The sequence below is a fragment of the Loktanella sp. M215 genome, from assembly GCF_021735925.1.
Classification (GTDB): domain Bacteria; phylum Pseudomonadota; class Alphaproteobacteria; order Rhodobacterales; family Rhodobacteraceae; genus Loktanella.
In genome coordinates this window covers 3,320,660-3,339,242 of the sequence record NZ_WMEA01000001.1, presented here as the reverse complement: position 1 = coordinate 3,339,242, position 18,583 = coordinate 3,320,660, and the positions used below count along the sequence as shown (strand labels likewise).

Below are 18,583 nucleotides of genomic sequence, written 5' to 3'. Positions count from 1 at the left end.
CAGCTATTCGCTGCGATGCAGATGGGATGAAGATTGAGTTCTTTGCACAGGTTGACAGATTCGACATCAGACTGAGGGACGACCGGGGGGACAGGTCACTCGATTTTCACAGCGTGCTGGTTGCGGGGTGACCTTCAGGTTCGTTCTTTGCTGCCCCTCTGTGTGGACCAAGATTTCTACTGCTGGCACATGCCGTACCCGCCGAAATCGCGGCAGCGTTAAAACAGGATTGGCCAGGCACCGGGCATTTCGGCCCCCGCCTTAACCTGTTCGAGGTCAAGTGCATCCGGGGCGAGCAGGCGCATTTTGCCGAACCTTGGTCGAATGTGACACAGCTCGGGCGAAAAGGCCCTGAAGACCGGTGCGCGCGCGTCCCTTCGTGACAGATCGACAAAAAGAGCGCGGCAGTTCCTCGACAGCAACATCGCAAGGCAGGCATCGAGGGTCCAGGAGGTATCATTGCCCGGCAGAGGCGAGACAGCCGGTTCTACATCCGAGAACACGGGCAGGTCGAAGGCGCACACCCGCTTGACCCAGGTTCTGGCCACCGCGTCGTCCCCGATATCGCGCCATGGTGGAAGCGACGTTTCGGTCGCGAGCATCTCGATGGTGGCCGCACGCGCCGCCTCGGTCAAATTGGTCTTTGCCGCAAAACCCAGCGCAACAACCGTACCATCCGGCTCGCACGATGCCGCCGCAACGACCGGCACAGCGAGATCGGTCGTGATGTTGAAAAGGAAAAAGCGGCGCGATCGGCTGGAAAGATAGGCGCTCAACTCGGGCAAGGCGCCAAGGATGGCAGGGTCGAGGCCTTGGCGTCGTCGCTGGCCATACCACCAGCGCCCTGCGGCATCACGCTCTATCAACTCCATCAACGCCGCACATTTCGCCGCTTCCACCGTGGGACCGCAGGCACAGCCGTTACTTTCGGCCACCGCAACAGCGGCCGGGTCGCCTGCGTCGCGCCGTCCGATCAAAACGGCATCGGCCGGGACGTAAAGCAGTCCGCCCGTCTGCGCGTCCTCGGCTTGCATCCAGTCCAGTGGCACATCGTCACGCCGGGACGCGGGGATCCAGTCCTGACCGGCAAGACGTCGGTTTTCCTGTACGCGGGACTCGATCTGACTGCGCGAGAAACCGTTCAGCATCTCGGGTCGGATTGCGCGGGCACCCAGGTCCTTGACCGTTGCCCGGATCACCGGCTCATTGCCCCAGGCGCAGGTTTTCAAAAGCTCCACAGCCTCGCCGATCGCGCTGCGTCGACTGGCCGCAGCGGTCAGACCGCAACCGTTTGCAATCCGGCCCGACGTTGGCAGCGCAGCCGTCGGGAAATCCGGCCACCGTTCCAGCGCACGAGAATTGGGCAAAGCCGCGCAAATGTGCACCGGAGCAGCGCTTGGCATCGAAACGATGTCAAACATCCCCTCCAGATGACCAAGTCGCCATGCATCCACGTCGAGATCCTCGCAGTTTTGCGCGGTTTCTTGTAACATAGATCAATCTGGTCCCGACGAAGGTTGGTGCATGCCGAACAAACCGCAAATTCTCGTCGTCATGTGCGCCGATCTGGAAGCCTACAGTCGGCACATGGCACATGACGAGGCGGCGACGATTGACTTTGTCGAGCGCAGTTTCGCCCGCGCGCGCCGGGCAACTATGCGGTTTGGCGGGACTCTGGTCAAGACGACCGGCGACGGGTGGATCGCGCTGTTCCCAAGCGTCGGCAATGCCGTGGATTGCGCGCGTCTGATTCAGCGCCAGACCCACCGGCAAGAGGCGGCACCCCCGTCGCTGTTCCGGATCGGTCTTCACTTGGGCGAAGTGCGGATGCAAGGTGGCGACGTCTTCGGGCATGCTGTCAACATCGCCGCACGCCTCCAAACTTTGGCTCCACCGGGCGGCATCATCGTGTCGCAGCCCGTCACGGCCTTGTTGGGACAGTCGACAGATTATTATCTGGATGCGATTGGCCGGCCGCTGCTGAAGAACATCGGCGACGACCTGAGCGTCTATCGTCTTGTCGAAGGGGCGGGACACCGCAAGCCCGGCGGAACGCTGCGCCTAGACATCGTCGGTGGTGTGCGGATGAAAACGCAGGACAATGAGGTGCAGGCGATCCGCTCGGCCCATGCGTTGGCGCTGATCGGGGCGCTGGCACTTGACCCGGATGACTCGGTCGAGGCGAGCCGGATCGCGGCCATGCTCTGGCCCGAAAAGGATCCGAAAAAGGCCCGGCAGGCCCTTGCGCGCACGCGAAAGCTGGTCAATTCCTACGGCGCCTTTGCCGCGCCGGATATCATCGTCGCCGATGGCGTCATGTTGCGCCTCGACACCAGTGTTGTCACTGTGGATCTGCATCTGATCGACCGGTCGCTGATCTCCGGCGTCGTCGCACCGGCCCTGCGTCATCCGGATCGGCTGATTGACGGTCTCGTTGCCGGGCTTGACCGGGTCAGCCCGCTCTTGGTGACTTGGCTGCGGGTTCAGCGCGCATTCTGGCGGGATCGATTTATCGCGGGGCTGGAGACGTGTCTGACACGGCATCACGATTCGCAACCCGCGCTCCGCGCTGCGGCAGAGGCACTGCTGCGGTTCGAGCCGGGGCACGAACCGGCCTCCCACGCGCTGATGCGCCATTTTGCGACGACGGGCCGAAGCGAAGCCGCCCTGCGTGAATTCGACCGCCTGTCGGCGCATCTCGGCGCCGTATATCAGCTAACGCCGGGTTCCGAGGTGAGCGCCTTTGCCTTGTCCGTCCGGGGATCGGCCGCCGGACATCGAGACCGGAGCAAGGTCGGGTCCGCACCGCACCTGCCACAGGTTGCCGTTGGTGCGATCGACTTTGACGTGCCCGAGGCGCAACCGATTGCCGAAAAATTCCGGTCCGATCTTCTGGCTAACCTGTCCCGTTTTCGGACTTGGGCCGTACTCGACGTGTCCGACGACAGTTTTGGCGGGGCAAACTACATTCTTACAGGGCGCTGCGACATGTCGGATAACGGTGCGAACCTCAGCCTGCGACTGGTCGAGCCGACCTCGCGCCGGATCGCGTGGAGTTCTTCATACCCGGTTTCTGCGGCCGATTGGCGCCGGGTCCAGGGTCAGGTCGTCGGTCGGATCGCGGCAGCGCTTGAAGTTTATATCTCGGCCGACCGGCTTGCCCAATGTTTGAATGTCTCGCCGACAAATACAGACGATTATGACGACTGGTTGCGCGGCGAATCCCTTCTGCTGCGATGGACGCCCGAAGCCGACGCCGAGGCCAAGGTTCTGTTCGCCGGCATCATTTCCCGAACCCCCGAATTCGCACCGGCCCACGCCAGCCTTGCGAGCATCTACAACGTGCGCCACATCCTATTTCCGGGCAGTGCGTTTTCAGCCGAGGATGCCAAAGCGGCCCGGATCAATGCCTCTCTGGCGGTCGAACTGGACCCGATGGATGCCCGCAACCATCTCGCGCTGGCTTGGTCTGCGGCGTTGACGAGCAGGTTTGACCAAGCGGCTGTGCATCTTGATCTTGCGTCATCGCTCAATCCCTATAGCCCGACGACCACGATCTCAGCCGCGATGGGCTATGCGTTTCTGGGCGATCATCTGAGGGCCAGCCATCTGCTGGACGGCGCGATTGCGCTGGCACCCATGCTGCGCCCGCATCAATGGTGCTATGCTGCGGCGGTGCGTTTTCTGGGCGGTCAGGATGAAGCGGCTGTCGAAGCGGCGCGCCGGTCAGGCGACCAGATCGTCGACAATCAGGGCTGGCTCGCCGCCGCTCTGGCCCGCCAAGGCAAGACGACCGAGGCGCAGCATGCGTTCCGCAAGTTGCTGGCGGAACTGGCCCCGGTCTGGGCAGGCCCCCACCTGCCCGATGCGGAAAGCGTGCATGCCTGGTTCACCTCTGCCTATCCGATCCAGACCGAAGCGGACCGCCTTGCGCTGTCATCTGCGTTGCGTCAGGCGATGCCGGTCCGGACCGAGGCGCGGATCAGCGGCAACGCCGATACGTGATCGTGCCAAGCAGGTACTTCCTGCGATCGTCGCTGTCGGGTGCGCCAAGATCGGTAATGACCTTCGACAGGTAGTTGCCCGCCATCAGCAGATCGTTGTGTCCTTCCGAAATGGCGATGTTCATCTCTTCGGTGCCCGCATTGTCCTGATCCTTCACGCCCTTCAGCTTGACCTTCTTCGTTTGCTTCCCCAACTGATAGTCGTAAATCCCCGCGGACTTGCTTGCGATGGACATGACATTGGTGTCGCCTTTGTAGGTGACGTCGAAATCGGCGTGATCCTCGATGATTTCCTGGATCGTCTTGTTCACTACATCGTCGGGCGACAGGTTCGGTGTCGTGAAATACTTGTTGAAGACCTCTCCAAGCAATTTCATGCCGGACCTGCGCTGATCCACATCGCCCGCCTTGCTTCGGTCAAATACCACGATATCAGCCATGTTCAGTCCTTTCAGGTTGGGGTCTGGGTGTCGTCGATCTGCTCTGGATTGACGGAAAATGCCAACCGCACCAGGTCGCTGTAGTCAAAGCGGTCATTTGAAGTTCCGCCGAACCTTGGGTCAGGGGCAAAATGCTGGCGCACGCCATCCACGATCATGTCCGAACCGCTGGCCTCGATGGCGGCGTTCAGCGTCTCGGCGACGATGCGACCGCCCAGCGGGCCCAGCCGGTTGCCATTCCCGATCACCGCAGCCTCTAGCAGCGTATAGACCCAAAGCGGCGTCTGATCGACAAACCGGCTGCCGATCGCGCCTTCGCGCATGATGGCTGTGGCATCGGGGTTGTGGGGTATGTCAAGCGCGTCCGGGGCGAGGATCGGGATCTCGCAGGTTGAACCGGCTGCCTGCAACGCCGCCTGCACCGCCTGTGCCAGGGCCTGGCCGCTGGGCAGCAGTTGCACCGCGCCACTCACCAGCGTGCGTCGCGCAAGATTGATGTGTTCGGTCAACGTGCCAGGGCATGGCACATCTAGGTCCCCGTGTTGAAAGAGGTCCTTCGGCAAGCAGAAAAGCGACTGTCTCAGGTCCGTCCCGATGCCGGTGGCCTTGATCGGTGGCATTGCGTCCAGCCCGAGCATATGCCGCCAGTCGGTTGTCCAGGTCTGCAGTAGACGCCCATTCGTCAGTCCCATGCCTTCAAACGACAAGCCCAGCAAATCCGATGCCAGCGCGCTATCGACCGTGTTGTCCGGATTGGCCGTGTTCCACGGTGCGTATTCATCGCGCCTCATCGCATGGCCAAAACGGAAGATCGCGGCGGAAAATTCGTGCGAAACATAGAACGGATGCAACGCAATGCCCCCTCCCGACGGGGCTACCCAGACACGGCCGCGCGTCATCACATCGTGATAGGTCGCAGGATCCACCAGCCGCACCAGATAATCCTGCAGCACCACCGACTGAAAATGCCGGAGTACGACTCGGCGAATGTCATCCGCACTCAGATCAGTATCGTTCAGTATGCGCATGGCGGCCTGCGCGAAGCGCGTGACAGCGACATGCGTTTGCGAAAGCGCGAGGTTCTGGTCGTTGCGCGGGTCCAGCAACAAGGGCCAACCGGTCGCCAGCCGTGGCACGTCGTCCAACCCGCTGCCGGAAAAGCCCGACCCTGAATCCAATATCGTCTTGGTTAACGGCAGCCCCTCGACCTCTTTCACGTGAACCGGCAGCGTGCCCGGAAAACCCTGCGGAAGCTGAAAGATCGTCTTGAGGTCGATGGCGCTGTCGATGGGCCCCGCAAAGGGCGGCAGGGCAGGGTTAGCCGTCGGGTTCCACACCGTCATCTCATGTGCCAGAAACTGACCGAGATAGGTATAGGCGGCCGGCGTCTGTGCCATCAGCTGTGGCAGGGGCGGGAGTGGCGCAAAGCCATAGTCGACCAACAACGCATCTCCAAGCCGCCCGAGACGGTCGAGCATATCGTGATCCGGCGGCGGTCCCGCAGCCATCGTCCGTTCGTAGATGCGGACCGGCGAGGCGATAAAGGCTTCACGGGGCGACAGACCACCCGAAGCGTGTGGGCTGATGCGCAGGATCAAACGCCCGATCCGTTCGGCAACCGCATCACCGATCTGCAAGGACCGGCCCCGCGCTGTCTCCACTATGTCGAGGAGCAGGGGCGTATCCGGATCGTTCGCCATTTTGTCGGGGCCGAAGACATCCGCCTCCAGGCTCCGCCGACCATCGTTTGACCGCTCTCGCAGCACCAAACGGTAGCCTGCCCCATGACGTGACGCGAGGGCCGTCATACGGCACCTTCAAATGTCGAAAACGTTGCAGTAAAAATGCGGAGCAAAAACGACATAAAATATCACCTCATCCGAAGTGCATTTTTTCTCTTGCTGGTCCAATTATGAGGCGTATCTGCCGTAACGTCAATTAGGTAGTTCTGCGTCGTGAGGCGGCATCTCTGACCCACACCCCGCACCCCTCACATCTCTCGTTAAAGCGTTAGCTATGTTTTGGTTTAAGATGGGCTTGGGCGGAGTGGAGATGCGAAACGGTCTGTTCCTATAGCAAGATGAACGCCCACCGAGAGGGCGAGAAAATAGCTTGCCATGACACATTGGTAAAACCGCGCTGCCGATTGGCCAGGTAGCACGTTGCGGCAATGAGCGCTCGCGGCTGACGTTTGCGGCGTAATGCAACAATGATTGTGCGGGCCGAAACTACGCGACAAGGTCCTAGAAGCCGGATTTGCAATGATGCATTTGATCCAGATACGCAGCAAACGCTTCATGACCTGTATGGGTTCGATAGTCCTTGATGATTGCGTCACGCGATTGGCATGCGTCAAAGTGCCAAGCGGCATGACAGTAGCGCGATGATTTCGCGCCGTTGAGGGCATCGTCGATCTTCGCACGTCGCAATAGGACGGTAGCAAGGGGGTGTTTGTCGGACAGAGCGTCGGCGGCCGGGGTCACTGTTTCATATCGATTGCCGTCCAGTTCAACCGAACGGGTCAGCGCAAGCCGAGCGGCGTGGACCAATGCTGGCCAGGATATGAGAAAATCGATCGCAGCCTCCAGATCCGGGAAAACCTCTGCAAGGTCCTACGCCTTTTCATCTGCCTCGACGTCTTCAAATTCAGGCAGTCATTTTACGAAGCTTCCGCAGGCTCTCCGCGTCCAGCGTCTTTTTGAAACTCAGCTCAAGATGTTTAAGCAGATGTGTTGGGGCAGGGCCGCCATACCGGGTGAGCGGCCGAAACGCTGGCTGTCCATTGGCCTCTCGCGCCAGCCTTCTGCGTCAATGTCGACCACGGTCCAATCCGCGCCGCCCAGGTCCAGATAAAACCCCTCACCCGTATGCCCCATCCGGTAAAACACTGGATGCGTCTCGCCCTCAAACAAGGCTTGCCCAATGTTCTTGCGGGACAGATCATCCAGCTTGATCGCGGCGGGCAATGCCAGAGGAATTCATGGTTGAGGCTGACGGGGCGGCCCCGTAGCGTTTACGGATGACCAAACGCTAATCTTCTTGACATGCCAGCAGATTTGTTTGGCCACGATGCAGTCTGTGCGGTTGCCGCTTTCGCAGAGTAATGTGGGAAATCTGTTGCATGAACGCGGCATCGCGATCAGCCACGAAACAATCCGGTTTCGGTATGACACATCTGGGCTGTTATTCGCCGCAGATATCCGCAGCAAGCGGTACGGCCTGATGAGCGCACGTTGGCACTTTATGCAAAGCGCAGCGAAGGTGCCGTTGCGGATATAAGTTGCTGCTCTTGTCTGAACTGCAGAATGATTTGAAACCTGCTTCTTGACCTCGTATCGCAGGTGAATTAACTGTCCGATCGGTCGCGGGCGTTGTGTAATGGTTAAGACCTCAGTTTTCCAAACTGAAGATGAGGGTTCGATTCCCTCCGCCCGCTCCACCGCTCCTTACCGTCAAACCGACGAAGTCCGGCAATGCGCCGCAGCGCGTTTTGCTTGTGTCGCGGGCGCTGCGGTTTTATGTGCGATTCATTGCAAGCAGGACGAAACACCATGGCCGACGCGCCCAATGCCCTCGACGCGGAACGCGCCAAATCCAAGAACATGGGCGCGCTGCGCCAGTTGTGGCCCTTTCTGACGCCCTACCGCCGCCTGATGGCGCTGGCCGCGACGGCGCTGACGGCGACGGCCATCATCTCGCTGATCCTGCCGCTGGCGGTGCGCCGCGTGGTGGACAATTTCGATGTGCAGGCGGGCCAGCTGCTGGACCGCTACTTTGCCATCGCACTCATCATCGCGGCCCTGCTCGCGGTGGGCACCGCGTTGCGCTATTACCTCGTGACGCGCCTGGGTGAACGGGTTGTGGCCGATATCCGCACCGCCGTTTTTGATCGCATGATCGGCATGTCGCCCGCATTCTTCGAAAACATCATGACCGGCGAGGTGCTGAGCCGCATCACCACGGACACCACGCTGATCCTGTCGGTCATCGGGTCCTCTGTCTCGATCGCGCTGCGCAACGCGCTGATCTTTGCAGGCGGTCTGGTCCTGATGATGTTCACCTCGTTCAAGCTGACTGGCCTCGTGCTGCTGCTGGTGCCCGCGGTGATCGTGCCGATCGTTGTGCTGGGCCGCCGGTTGCGCAAGCTCAGCCGCGAAAATCAGGACTGGATCGCGCAGTCGTCCGGCAACGCGTCCGAGGCGCTGTTGTCCGTGCAGACCGTGCAGGCCTTCACCCACGAGGACCTGAGCCGCGCGAAGTTCTGGGAGGTCACGGAAAAGAGCTATCGTGCCGCCCGCACCCGGATCGGTGTGCGCGCCTGGATGACGGCCATCGTGATCTTTCTGATCTTCGCGGGCATCGTCGGCGTGCTCTGGATCGGTGCCCACGACGTGCGCGGTGGGGCCATGAGCGTGGGTGAGCTGGTGCAGTTCGTCATCTACTCCGTCATGGTCGCCGGCGCCGTCGGCGCCCTGACCGAGGTCTGGGGCGAGTTGCAGCGCGCCGCCGGTGCGACAGAGCGTCTGGTGGAATTGCTGAACGCTGAGGATGCGGTCACCGACCCCGCCAACCCGGTGCCCGTGCCGGATGTGGCCCGCGGTCAGATCGTCTTTGACGACGTGACCTTCCGCTATCCGGGCCGGCCGACCGTGGCCGCCCTCGACCACATCACCCTGACGGTCGAGCCCGGCGAAACCGTCGCCCTCGTTGGCCCGTCAGGCGCCGGCAAGACGACGATCATCCAGCTGCTGCAGCGCTTCTACGATCCCAGCGAAGGGTCGATCCGCCTTGACGGCGTGGACCTGCGCGACATGGACCGCGGCGCGTTCCGCCACCAGCTGGCCCTCGTGCCGCAGGATCCAGTGATCTTCGGCGACACCGCCCGCGAAAACATCCGCTTCGGCCGTCCCGACGCCACCGACGCGCAGGTCGAGGCCGCGGCGAAAGCCGCCGCCGCCCACGATTTCCTGACCGCCCTGCCGGAAGGCTACGATTCTTACGTCGGCGAACGCGGCGTCATGCTGTCGGGCGGGCAGAAGCAGCGGATCGCCATCGCCCGTGCCATCCTGCGCGACGCACCGGTCCTGCTGCTGGACGAGGCGACATCGGCACTCGATGCGGAATCAGAGCGTCTGGTGCAGGCCGCCGTCGACGATCTGGCCAGCACCCGCACCACGCTGATCGTAGCGCACCGTCTGGCGACGGTGAAAAAGGCCGACCGCATCCTCGTGTTTGAAGGCGGCCGCATCGTGGCCACCGGTACCCACGACAGCCTTGTCGCAGAAAACGGCCTTTACGCGCGGCTGGCCCGGCTTCAGTTTACCGCCGGATTGGCGGCGGAATAAGCAATTATCGTGGCGTCAGACTTGCAGCCCCTGCGGGTTTTCGTCCAGTGTCTGCGGGCAATGACAGGCCGGTGAACGGCCGCCGACGTTCTGGGAGGGACACCATGGGATATGCAAGCCGGGCCGATGCAGAGGCTTACGAGGCCACAAGCTGGGCCGACCGCGAGGTGCCCGTCACGACCTTTGCCCAGCTGACCCGCACGGCCACGCGATTCCCCGACCGGCCTGCCGTCACGTTCCAGCTTGAATCCGGGCCCAAAAGCCCGGCGGAAACTCTGACCTGGCAACAGACGCTGGACCGCACCACGCAGACCGCGAATCTTTTCCGCAGCCTGGGCGTGCGCGAAGGCGACGTCGTGGCCTACATGCTGCCCAATTGCACCGAGGCGGTGCTGACCTATTTCGGAGGCCAGATCGCGGGCATCGTGAACCCGATCAACCCGCTGCTGGAACCCGAACAGATCGCGGCCATATTGCGAGAGACGGGCGCCAAGGTGCTGGTTACGATGAAATCCTTCCCCAAGTCCGACGTGGCGCAAAAGGCCGCCGCCGCCGTGGCGCTCGCCCCCGGCGTCAGCCATGTGATCGAAGTCGACCTGCTGCGCTATCTGACCGGCGCCAAGAAGCTGATCGTGCCCTGGATCCGGCCCAAGAACGTGGCCGACCACAAGGCCAAGATCATGGACTTCGACAAGGCCGTGAAAAAGCAACCCAAGTCCCTGCAGTTCATCGACAGCCCCACCGACCGGGTCGCCGCCTATTTTCATACCGGCGGCACCACGGGCATGCCCAAGGTCGTGCAGCACCTTTATTCTGGCATCATCTACAACGGCTGGCTGGGTGCGGAACTGCTGTTTACCGAACAGGACGTGCAGATTTGCCCGTTGCCGCTGTTCCACGTTTTTGCCACCATCGTCTCGCTGGGCGCCTCATTGGCGTCGGGTGCGCAGATCGTCTTTCCGACGCCGCAGGGCTATCGCGGGGCAGGGGTCTTCGACAACTTCTGGAAGCTGATCGAGCGTCACAAGGTGACCTTCATGATCACCGTCCCCACGGCCATGTCCGCCCTGATGCAGCGTCCGGTCAACGCCGATATTTCCACGCTCAAACTCGCCTTCTGCGGCTCCGCCCCGCTGCCGCTCGAACTCTATCGCCGGTTCGAGGAAGCGGCGGGTGTCACCATCTGCGAAGGCTACGGCCTGACCGAGGCGACCTGCCTCGTCTCGATCAATCCGCCGGAGGGGACCAAGAAAATCGGCTCGATCGGGATACCGTTCCCCTACACCCGCGTCCGGATCATGGACGTGGACAAGCACACCGCCTGCGCTGTGGACGAGATCGGCGAAATCTGCGTCTCCAACCCCGGTGTCTTTCAGGGCCATACCTATACGGACCCGGACAAGAACCGGAACCTGTTCTATGCGGACGATAACCACGCCGCGGCCTTCCTGCGCACCGGCGATCTGGGCCGGATCGACGAAGACGGCTATATTTGGATCACCGGGCGCGCCAAGGACCTGATCATCCGTGGCGGTCACAACATCGACCCCGCCGAGATCGAGGAGGCACTGGCCGGCCACGCCGCCGTGGCCTTTGCCGGTGCCATCGGCCAGCCGGACGCCCACGCGGGCGAAATCCCCTGCGCCTACGTCGAACTCGTCGACGGCGTCACGGTGACAGAGGCCGAATTGCTGGACTTCGCCAAAGCGAAGATCAACGAACGCGCCGCCCACCCGCGCCACCTCGAAATCATGGGCGAATTGCCCAAGACCGCCGTCGGCAAGATCTTCAAACCCGAATTGCGCCGCCGGGCGATCACCCGCGTCTTTGACGCGGCGCTCAAGGATGCAGGCGTCCCGGCCACTGTCACTGCCGTCACCGAAGACAAGAAACTGGGCCTCGTCGCCCATATCGGCGGCACCGCATCGCGCGACCAGATCAGCGCGGTCCTGTCCAACTTCACCACCGCTTGGGACATGGCCGACTGACCGCCACCCGACAACGTCCCAGCCGCCGCCCCGCCGCGCGGCGGCCCCTATTAACCTGGCCGGATAAACGCCCGCCGGAGGCTCCGGCGTGGCCACGCTTCGGCCACCGGCAAGCTTGCGCCACCCGGTGCCGCACGGCCTTGCGACGCGACCCTTGCCCGCCGATGATCGCGGTAACCACGGAAAGGGTCGCACATGCTCTTGTTTGCCATTGCCTGCCAATTGGGGCTCTGCACCGACCGCAGGCCACCACCCACGACCGAACCCTACGTCCTGATGAGCGACGGAGGCGGCCAGTTGATCAGTGCCGAGGCGGATCGCGCCGACCTGCTGGCTTGGGGCGGTCGGGTCGAGATCCGTGGCTTCTGCCGCTCGGCCTGCGTGATCTTCACGACGCTGCCCAATGCCTGTCTCGGTCCCGGTGCCTCGGTCGGGTTTCACGGGTCCAACATCAATCAGGGGCCGATCGGCAACCAGCAGATGGCACGCTACCTGCGCGGCGAGGCGAAACGGCGCTATCTGGCCAAGTGGCAGTACATTCCGCCGACACAGATCCACAAGATGAAGGCGGTGGACTACGTGAAACTCGATCCGCAGGTCCGGATCTGCGATCACTGATGCCTAGAACGTCGGCGGCGTGCAGGCGCTGATCACCTCGCAGACCGCATCGGCGGGATTGCGGAACCGGTGTGGCAGGCGGCTGTCGAAGATATAGCCGTCGCCGGGGCCCAGCAGTGCGACGGCCCCGTCGACAGTCACTTCGACCACGCCCTTCACGACGATCCCCGCCTCTTCACCCGCATGGCTTAGCCATTCGGGGCCGGTGTCGGCCCCGGCGGGATAGGTTTCGTGCAACAGTTGCAGCGCGTGTTCGTTCGCGCGACCCAATTGCCGCAGGGACACGTGTGGGCGAGGGTCCGCATCCTGCGGTGCGATCTCATGAAACTGGTCGGCCTTGAAGAAATAGCGCGAGGCGTCGGGGGCAGGCGGCTCCGGTGGGGTAAAGAATTCCGCCATGCTGATCGGGATCGCGTCCAGCAGCGACTTCAGGGACGCGACCGAAGGCGAGGTCTTGTTCTTTTCGATCAGGCTGATCGTGCCGTTGGTCAGCCCCGCGCGGGTCGCCAGTTCGCGCTGGGACAGGCCGTGCTGTTCGCGCAGGGATCGCAGCCGTTCACCGATATCCAAGGAAGCCTCCCAGCCTGCGTGCGGTGCGGGATCGTCACCGTGTCGGCATTTAGGCGGGCATGTCGCACAATGATCAAGCGAAAACGGCGTGACGTCGCTTCCAGAACATAAATGACGCAAAAGGGAACGAATTGCCCGTTTGACAATTATATTAAACAGACACCACTTGGATTCTACACACCTCTGGCCCGCAAAGGACTGCGCGCATGACAACGAAACCCACCACCAGCAAGACCAAGATGAAACCCGCCAAGGCGGCACAGGCCGCAAAGCGGACACCGCTGACCGTCGTGCCCGACCTGCCGGTCGAAGAGCAGACGAACGCGGCGCTGCTCAAGCGGCGCGAGATGGCGGTGCCGCGGGGCGTGTCCTCTGCCGCACCCGTCTTTGCCAGCTACGCCGAGAACGCGGAACTCTGGGACGTGGAGGGGAACCGCTACATCGACTTCGTGGGCGGCATCGCCGTGCTGAACACCGGCCACCGTCACCCCAAGGTAATTGCCGCCGCCAAGGCGCAGGAAGACCTTTACACGCATACCTCGTTTCAGGTCGTGCAGTACGAACCCTACGTCGCCTTGGCAGAGCGTCTGAACGCGCTGGCCCCCGGCGAGCATGCGAAAAAGACGCTGCTGGTCACCACCGGTGCCGAAGCGGTCGAGAACGCCGTCAAGATCGCCCGCGCCGCAACGGGTCGTCCGGGTGTGATCGCCTTTACCGGCAGCTATCACGGCCGCACCCTGCTGACGCTTGGCCTGACCGGCAAGATCAGCCCCTATAAAAAGGACGTGGGTCCGTTCCCGTCCGATATCTATCGCGCACCCTTCCCGAACGTCCGTGACGGCATCACCGTGCAGGACGCGCTGACGGCGCTGAACAACCTGATGCTGACCGACGCGCAGCCCGAACGCATCGCCGCCATCATCATCGAGCCCGTGCTGGGCGAGGGCGGTTATACCCCCGTGCCCTTCGAGATGCTGCAGGCCCTGCGCGCACTTTGCGACAAGCACGGCATCATGCTGATCGCGGACGAGATTCAGGCGGGCTTTGGCCGGACCGGCAAGTGGTTTGCCATCGAACATTCGGGCGTCGTGCCTGACCTGATTACTGTGGCGAAATCCATGGCCGGCGGCTATCCCATCGCTGGTGTCATCGGTCGTGCCGACGTCATGGACGCGATGATCCCGGGCGGCCTTGGCGGCACCTACGGCGGCAACCCCGTCGCCTGTGCCGCAGCGCTCGCCGCCATCGATGCGATCGAGGAGGAGGGCCTGCTGGAGCGGTCCACCGAGATCGGCGAGCATTTCAAGGTAAAATTCGCCGAGATCGGTGCCCGCGCGGCCCCCTATCGCATGTGGGACATCCGGGGTCTGGGCGGCATGGTCGCGGTCGAATTCGTGACCGACTTTGCCTCTGCCAACCCTGACGCCGATCTGACCAAACGGGTCATCGCTCACGCGCTGAAGCGCGGCCTGATCCTGCTGTCCTGCGGTCTGCATGGCAACGCCCTGCGCATCATGGTGCCGCTGACGGCCTCCGACGCGGTGATCGACGAAGGTCTGGGGATCTTCGAGGCGGCACTTTCCGCCGCTGTTGCGGAACAACACCAGATCTGACGCGTTTGACGTCACACAAAGGGCGGGCCTGCGGGTCCGCCCTTTTTTCGTGGGCAAGGGATGCGACGTCGCATGACGACGCCGGTTTAACTTTTCTGCCCCAGCCTGTAGGATCAGGTCCACACCGGTCTGATCCGGAGACAAGAAAGAAGAATTTCAGATGACACCTTTTGCCATCGCTGGCGTGCAGATGTACGTCAACGCCCTACAACCCAACATCGACGGCATGCTCCAGCGGCTTGATGTCCTGATGATGCGGTTCCCCTGGACCCAGATGGTGCTGTTCTCGGAACTGGCACCATATGGCCCGTTGGATAAATTCGCGCAGGAACCGCAGAACGAGGCGCTCGACCGGTTCTGCGAAGCCGCCCGTCGTCACAAGGTCTGGCTGATCCCCGGGTCCATGTTCCTGCGCGCCCCCGACGGGCGTATCCTGAACACCTCCGTCGTGATCGACCCCGATGGCAACATCATCCGCCGCTATGCCAAGATGTTCCCGTTCAGGCCCTACGAGGCCGGGATCGCCGCAGGCACCGAATTCTGCGTCTTTGACGTCCCCGACGTGGGCCGGTTCGGCCTTTCGATCTGCTATGACATGTGGTTCCCCGAAACCACGCGCCAGCTGACGGCGCAGGGGGTCGAGGTGCTGTTGCACCCGGTCCTGACCGGCACCACGGACCGCGACGCAGAGCTTGCAATCGCACGCGCCACGGCGGCGCAGTTCCAGTGCTACGTCATCGACGTGAACGGTCTGGGGGCAGGCGGCATCGGCAAGTCTTGTGTGGTCGATCCGACCTCGATGGTGCTGCACCAGTCGGGCGGGCAAGAGGACATGTTCCCCATCGAAGTCGACCTCGACATGGTGCGCCGCCAGCGCGAAACGGGCCTGAAAGGGTTGGGTCAGGTCCTGAAATCCTTCCGTGACCGCGATGTGGATTTCAGCGTCTACGACCGCGAAAGTGGTGTAGATTCGTTCCTTAACACATTGGGACCGCTTGAAATTCCGCATCAGGGCACCCGCGCCGGTCTGCACGTCGAAGTGCCCGCCGAAGCTGAGATTCAGGTTGAATATAAAACTCCTGCACTAGGTGTTGCAGGGGCGGCGGCTGTCCCCCACACTGGTGGAAGCTGACGCAACACCCTGCCTGCGGCCCGCAAACTGTGGGCGGCAGGCGTAAAACGGTGTCCCGCCAAGACATGACGAGGAACGACCGCTATGCATTCCGTGACCGACTATTACTCTGCCACCCAGCTGCGTGCCGACCGATGGAGCGAGCTGAGAGAGGTCACGGCGCAACTGTCGCGAGAAGCGCCCGCCAAGATCAGTCCGACCCTGCGCAGTCAGGCTTCGGAACTGTTCGAAGGTCTGGCCGAGATCGAGGCTTACTGGGCCTTCCCCGGCATGCAGGTCTTCGATCACATGCGCCGCCAGTTCGAACACAACAGTTTTACCGAACTGTCCTACAGCGTCCACCGCACGGCGCGCGCGCTGTCGACGGGTGCCTACCGCCGTCGTCACATCCCGCTGGATCACGACAGTGACGACCGCGAGGAACATGACGACGAGGCCCTGCTAAGCCCTGAAGTCCGCGCCATGACCAAGCCCTATTTCGAGGTGCTGATCGTGGACGAGGTCTCGGACGCGCAGGAGCATTGGCTGAAGGCCAACGTCCACGCCATGCGCCGGCCCGAGGATCCCTTCATCTACGAGGCGCTCGTCGTGCCGTCGGTCGAAGATGCGCTGATCGCGGTCCTTTTCAACCACAACATCCAGGCCATCGTCGTGCGCCCCGGGGTGACCCTGCGGTCGAAATCCGATCACCCCATTCTGGCCCGTTTTCTGGAAGGCATTGCAGGCACGGAAAAGCTGAACGACCTGCAAACCAAGGACTTTGGCCCCGCCCTGTGCCGCCTGATCGACGACGTGCGTCCGGAATTGGACGCCTACCTCGTCACCGAACGGTCGGTCGAGGATATTGCCGGCACCGAACTGGGTGTCTGCCGCCGCGTCTTCTACAATCAGGAAGACTTCATGGAATTGCACCTGAACATCCTCCGCGGTGTGCAGGCGCGCTACAAGACGCCGTTCTTTACCGCGCTGGTGGAGTATTCCAAACAGCCGACAGGTGTGTTCCATGCGATGCCGATCAGTCGCGGCAAGTCGATCACACGGTCGCACTGGATTCAGGACATGGGTGCCTTCTACGGCCCCAACATCTTCCTCGCTGAAACCTCCGCCACCTCTGGCGGGCTGGATTCACTGCTGGAACCGCATGGCCCGATTAAGGAAGCGCAGGAACTCGCCTCGCGCGCTTTTGGATCGAAACAGACGTTCTTTGCCACCAACGGCACCTCGACCTGCAATAAGATCGTCGTGCAAGCCCTTGTGCGGCCTGACGATATCGTGTTGGTGGACCGCGACTGCCACAAGTCGCACCACTACGGCCTCGTACTGGCGGGCGCGCAGGTCTGCTACCTCGACAGCTATCCGCTTAACGAATACTCGATGTATGGCGCGGTGCCGCTGCGCGAAATCAAGAAGCAGTTGCTGGACCTCAAGGCTGCGGGAAAGCTGGACCGCGTGCGGATGCTGCTGCTGACCAACTGCACCTTCGACGGCATCGTCTACAATGTCGACCGCGTGATGGAGGAGTGTCTGGCGATCAAGCCCGACCTGATCTTCCTGTGGGACGAGGCGTGGTTCGCCTTTGCCCGGTTCAACCCGACCTACCGCAAGCGGACCGCGATGCGCACCGCCAACAAGATGCGCGCGCGCTTCAAGACCGAAGAGCACACGCAGGCCTATGAGGCCCAGCAGAAGACGCTGAAAGGCGCCGACGCCGAGACGATCCTGAACACCCGCCTGATCGCGCCGCCGACCGCGCGCCTCCGCGTCTATGCCACCCAATCGACCCACAAGACCCTGACATCACTGCGTCAGGGGTCGATGATCCACGTCAACGATCAGGACTTCAAGGGCGAGGTCGAACAGGCCTTCCACGAAGCCTACATGACCCACACCTCGACCTCTCCGAACTATCAGATCATCGCGTCCCTCGACGTGGGGCGCCGTCAGGTCGAACTGGAAGGCTTTGAATTCGTTCAAAGACAGCTGGAGGCCGCGATGTCGATGCGACGGGCGATTTCTACGCATCCGCTGCTGAAGAAATACTTCAAGGTGCTGTCGCTCGGCGAGATGATTCCATCGGAATATCGCGAGTCGGGGACCGAGAGTTACTACGACGAAGACCGCGGCTGGATCGACATGCTGGAGGCGTGGGAGGACGATGAATTCGTCCTCGACGCGACCCGCGTGACGCTCGCCGTGGGCGGCACCGGCTGGGACGGTGATACGTTCAAGACCAAGATCCTGATGGATAAATACGGCATCCAGATCAACAAGACCTCGCGCAACTCGGTGCTGTTCATGACGAACATCGGCACCACGCGGTCAAGCGTCGCCTACCTGATCGAAGTACTGGTCGAAATCGCGCGGTCGCTCGACGATTTGCTGGATGACGCGTCCAAGATGGAACGTCTCGGGTTCGAGCGTCGCGTCGCGAACCTGACGCAGAACTACCCGCCGCTGCCCGACTTCAGCCGCTTTCACGATGCCTTCCGCGCCGATGATGTCACCAGCGAAGGCGACATCCGCACGGCCTATTACCTCGCCTATGACGAAAGCAAATGCGATTACATGGACCTCGACGGGTCGCTGAAGCACGCGCTGGAACAGGGGCAGGAGGTCGTCTCGGCCAGCTTCATCATCCCCTATCCGCCGGGGTTTCCGATCCTCGTGCCGGGGCAAGTGATCAGTTCGGGAATCCTCGCCTTCATGCGCGCCCTCGACGTGAACGAAATCCACGGCTACCGCGCCGATCTGGGCCTGCGCGTCTTTACACCAGAGGCGCTGGCGGACCTGATGCCACAGAAACAACTGACAAGCACAAAGACGATCGCCGCCTCGAAAACGACAGACAAAACCGCCGCAGAATAAAATAAGGA

General features: G+C 62.1%; 12 protein-coding genes, 1 tRNA gene and 1 pseudogene. 8 read left to right on the top strand and 6 right to left on the bottom strand.

Going from position 1 to position 18,583, the window contains the following annotated elements; translation table 11 throughout:
* Window positions 1-218: 218 nt before the first annotated feature.
* The gene (locus tag GLR48_RS16450; protein WP_237063015.1) at window positions 219-1,493 is read right to left on the bottom strand and encodes a YcaO-like family protein; all 1,275 of its coding nucleotides are present in this window, start codon (window positions 1,491-1,493) and stop codon (window positions 219-221) included.
* A 31-nt stretch (window positions 1,494-1,524) separates the two neighbouring features.
* On the opposite strand from GLR48_RS16450, the gene GLR48_RS16445 reads away from it, so the two are divergent.
* Window positions 1,525-4,005 carry an adenylate/guanylate cyclase domain-containing protein gene (locus GLR48_RS16445; protein WP_237063013.1) on the top strand — a complete coding sequence of 827 codons (2,481 nt, stop codon included), beginning with the start codon at window positions 1,525-1,527 and terminating at the stop codon, window positions 4,003-4,005.
* Here the strand turns inward: GLR48_RS16445 and GLR48_RS16440 are convergent.
* The 4 genes and pseudogenes from GLR48_RS16440 to GLR48_RS16430 form a co-directional block, all read right to left on the bottom strand.
* On the bottom strand, window positions 3,983-4,444 hold the full coding sequence (locus GLR48_RS16440; protein WP_237063011.1) for a hypothetical protein: 462 nt from the start codon (window positions 4,442-4,444) through the stop codon (window positions 3,983-3,985). The genes GLR48_RS16445 and GLR48_RS16440 overlap by 23 nt on opposite strands.
* Window positions 4,445-4,455: 11 nt before the next feature.
* Entirely contained in the window at window positions 4,456-6,252 is a 1,797-nt protein-coding gene (locus GLR48_RS16435) for a hypothetical protein (protein ID WP_237063009.1), read from the bottom strand.
* Window positions 6,253-6,687: 435 nt separating this feature from the next.
* Window positions 6,688-7,038 (bottom strand): annotated as a pseudogene (locus tag GLR48_RS26080) (DUF6880 family protein); the annotation flags it as partial.
* 111 nt (window positions 7,039-7,149) lie between these two features.
* The gene (locus tag GLR48_RS16430) at window positions 7,150-7,410 is read right to left on the bottom strand and encodes a hypothetical protein (protein ID WP_237063007.1); all 261 of its coding nucleotides are present in this window, start codon (window positions 7,408-7,410) and stop codon (window positions 7,150-7,152) included.
* A gap of 398 nt (window positions 7,411-7,808) precedes the next feature.
* Here GLR48_RS16430 and GLR48_RS16425 point away from each other — a divergent pair.
* From GLR48_RS16425 to GLR48_RS16410, 4 genes are all read left to right on the top strand, one after another.
* Window positions 7,809-7,883: transfer RNA gene (locus GLR48_RS16425), tRNA-Gly, on the top strand.
* A 112-nt stretch (window positions 7,884-7,995) separates the two neighbouring features.
* On the top strand, window positions 7,996-9,789 hold the full coding sequence (locus tag GLR48_RS16420) for an ABC transporter transmembrane domain-containing protein (protein WP_237063005.1): 1,794 nt from the start codon (window positions 7,996-7,998) through the stop codon (window positions 9,787-9,789).
* Between the two features lie 104 nt (window positions 9,790-9,893).
* Window positions 9,894-11,777: an acyl-CoA synthetase gene (locus GLR48_RS16415; protein ID WP_237063004.1), complete on the top strand. Its 1,884-nt coding sequence runs from the start codon at window positions 9,894-9,896 to the stop codon at window positions 11,775-11,777.
* Window positions 11,778-11,972: 195 nt separating this feature from the next.
* Window positions 11,973-12,395: a hypothetical protein gene (locus GLR48_RS16410; protein ID WP_237063003.1), complete on the top strand. Its 423-nt coding sequence runs from the start codon at window positions 11,973-11,975 to the stop codon at window positions 12,393-12,395.
* A gap of 3 nt (window positions 12,396-12,398) precedes the next feature.
* On the opposite strand, the gene GLR48_RS16405 is transcribed toward GLR48_RS16410, so the two are convergent.
* Entirely contained in the window at window positions 12,399-12,965 is a 567-nt protein-coding gene (locus tag GLR48_RS16405) for a cupin domain-containing protein (protein ID WP_237063002.1), read from the bottom strand.
* 206 nt (window positions 12,966-13,171) lie between these two features.
* Between GLR48_RS16405 and gabT the strand changes: the two genes are divergently transcribed.
* The 3 genes from gabT (at window position 13,172) to GLR48_RS16390 (ending at window position 18,575) form a co-directional block, all read left to right on the top strand.
* On the top strand, window positions 13,172-14,578 hold the full coding sequence (gabT, locus tag GLR48_RS16400) for a 4-aminobutyrate--2-oxoglutarate transaminase (protein ID WP_237063001.1): 1,407 nt from the start codon (window positions 13,172-13,174) through the stop codon (window positions 14,576-14,578).
* A 160-nt stretch (window positions 14,579-14,738) separates the two neighbouring features.
* Entirely contained in the window at window positions 14,739-15,710 is a 972-nt protein-coding gene (locus GLR48_RS16395; protein WP_237063000.1) for a carbon-nitrogen hydrolase family protein, read from the top strand.
* A gap of 84 nt (window positions 15,711-15,794) precedes the next feature.
* On the top strand, window positions 15,795-18,575 hold the full coding sequence (locus GLR48_RS16390) for an aminotransferase class I/II-fold pyridoxal phosphate-dependent enzyme (RefSeq protein WP_237062999.1): 2,781 nt from the start codon (window positions 15,795-15,797) through the stop codon (window positions 18,573-18,575).
* Window positions 18,576-18,583 lie beyond the last annotated feature (8 nt).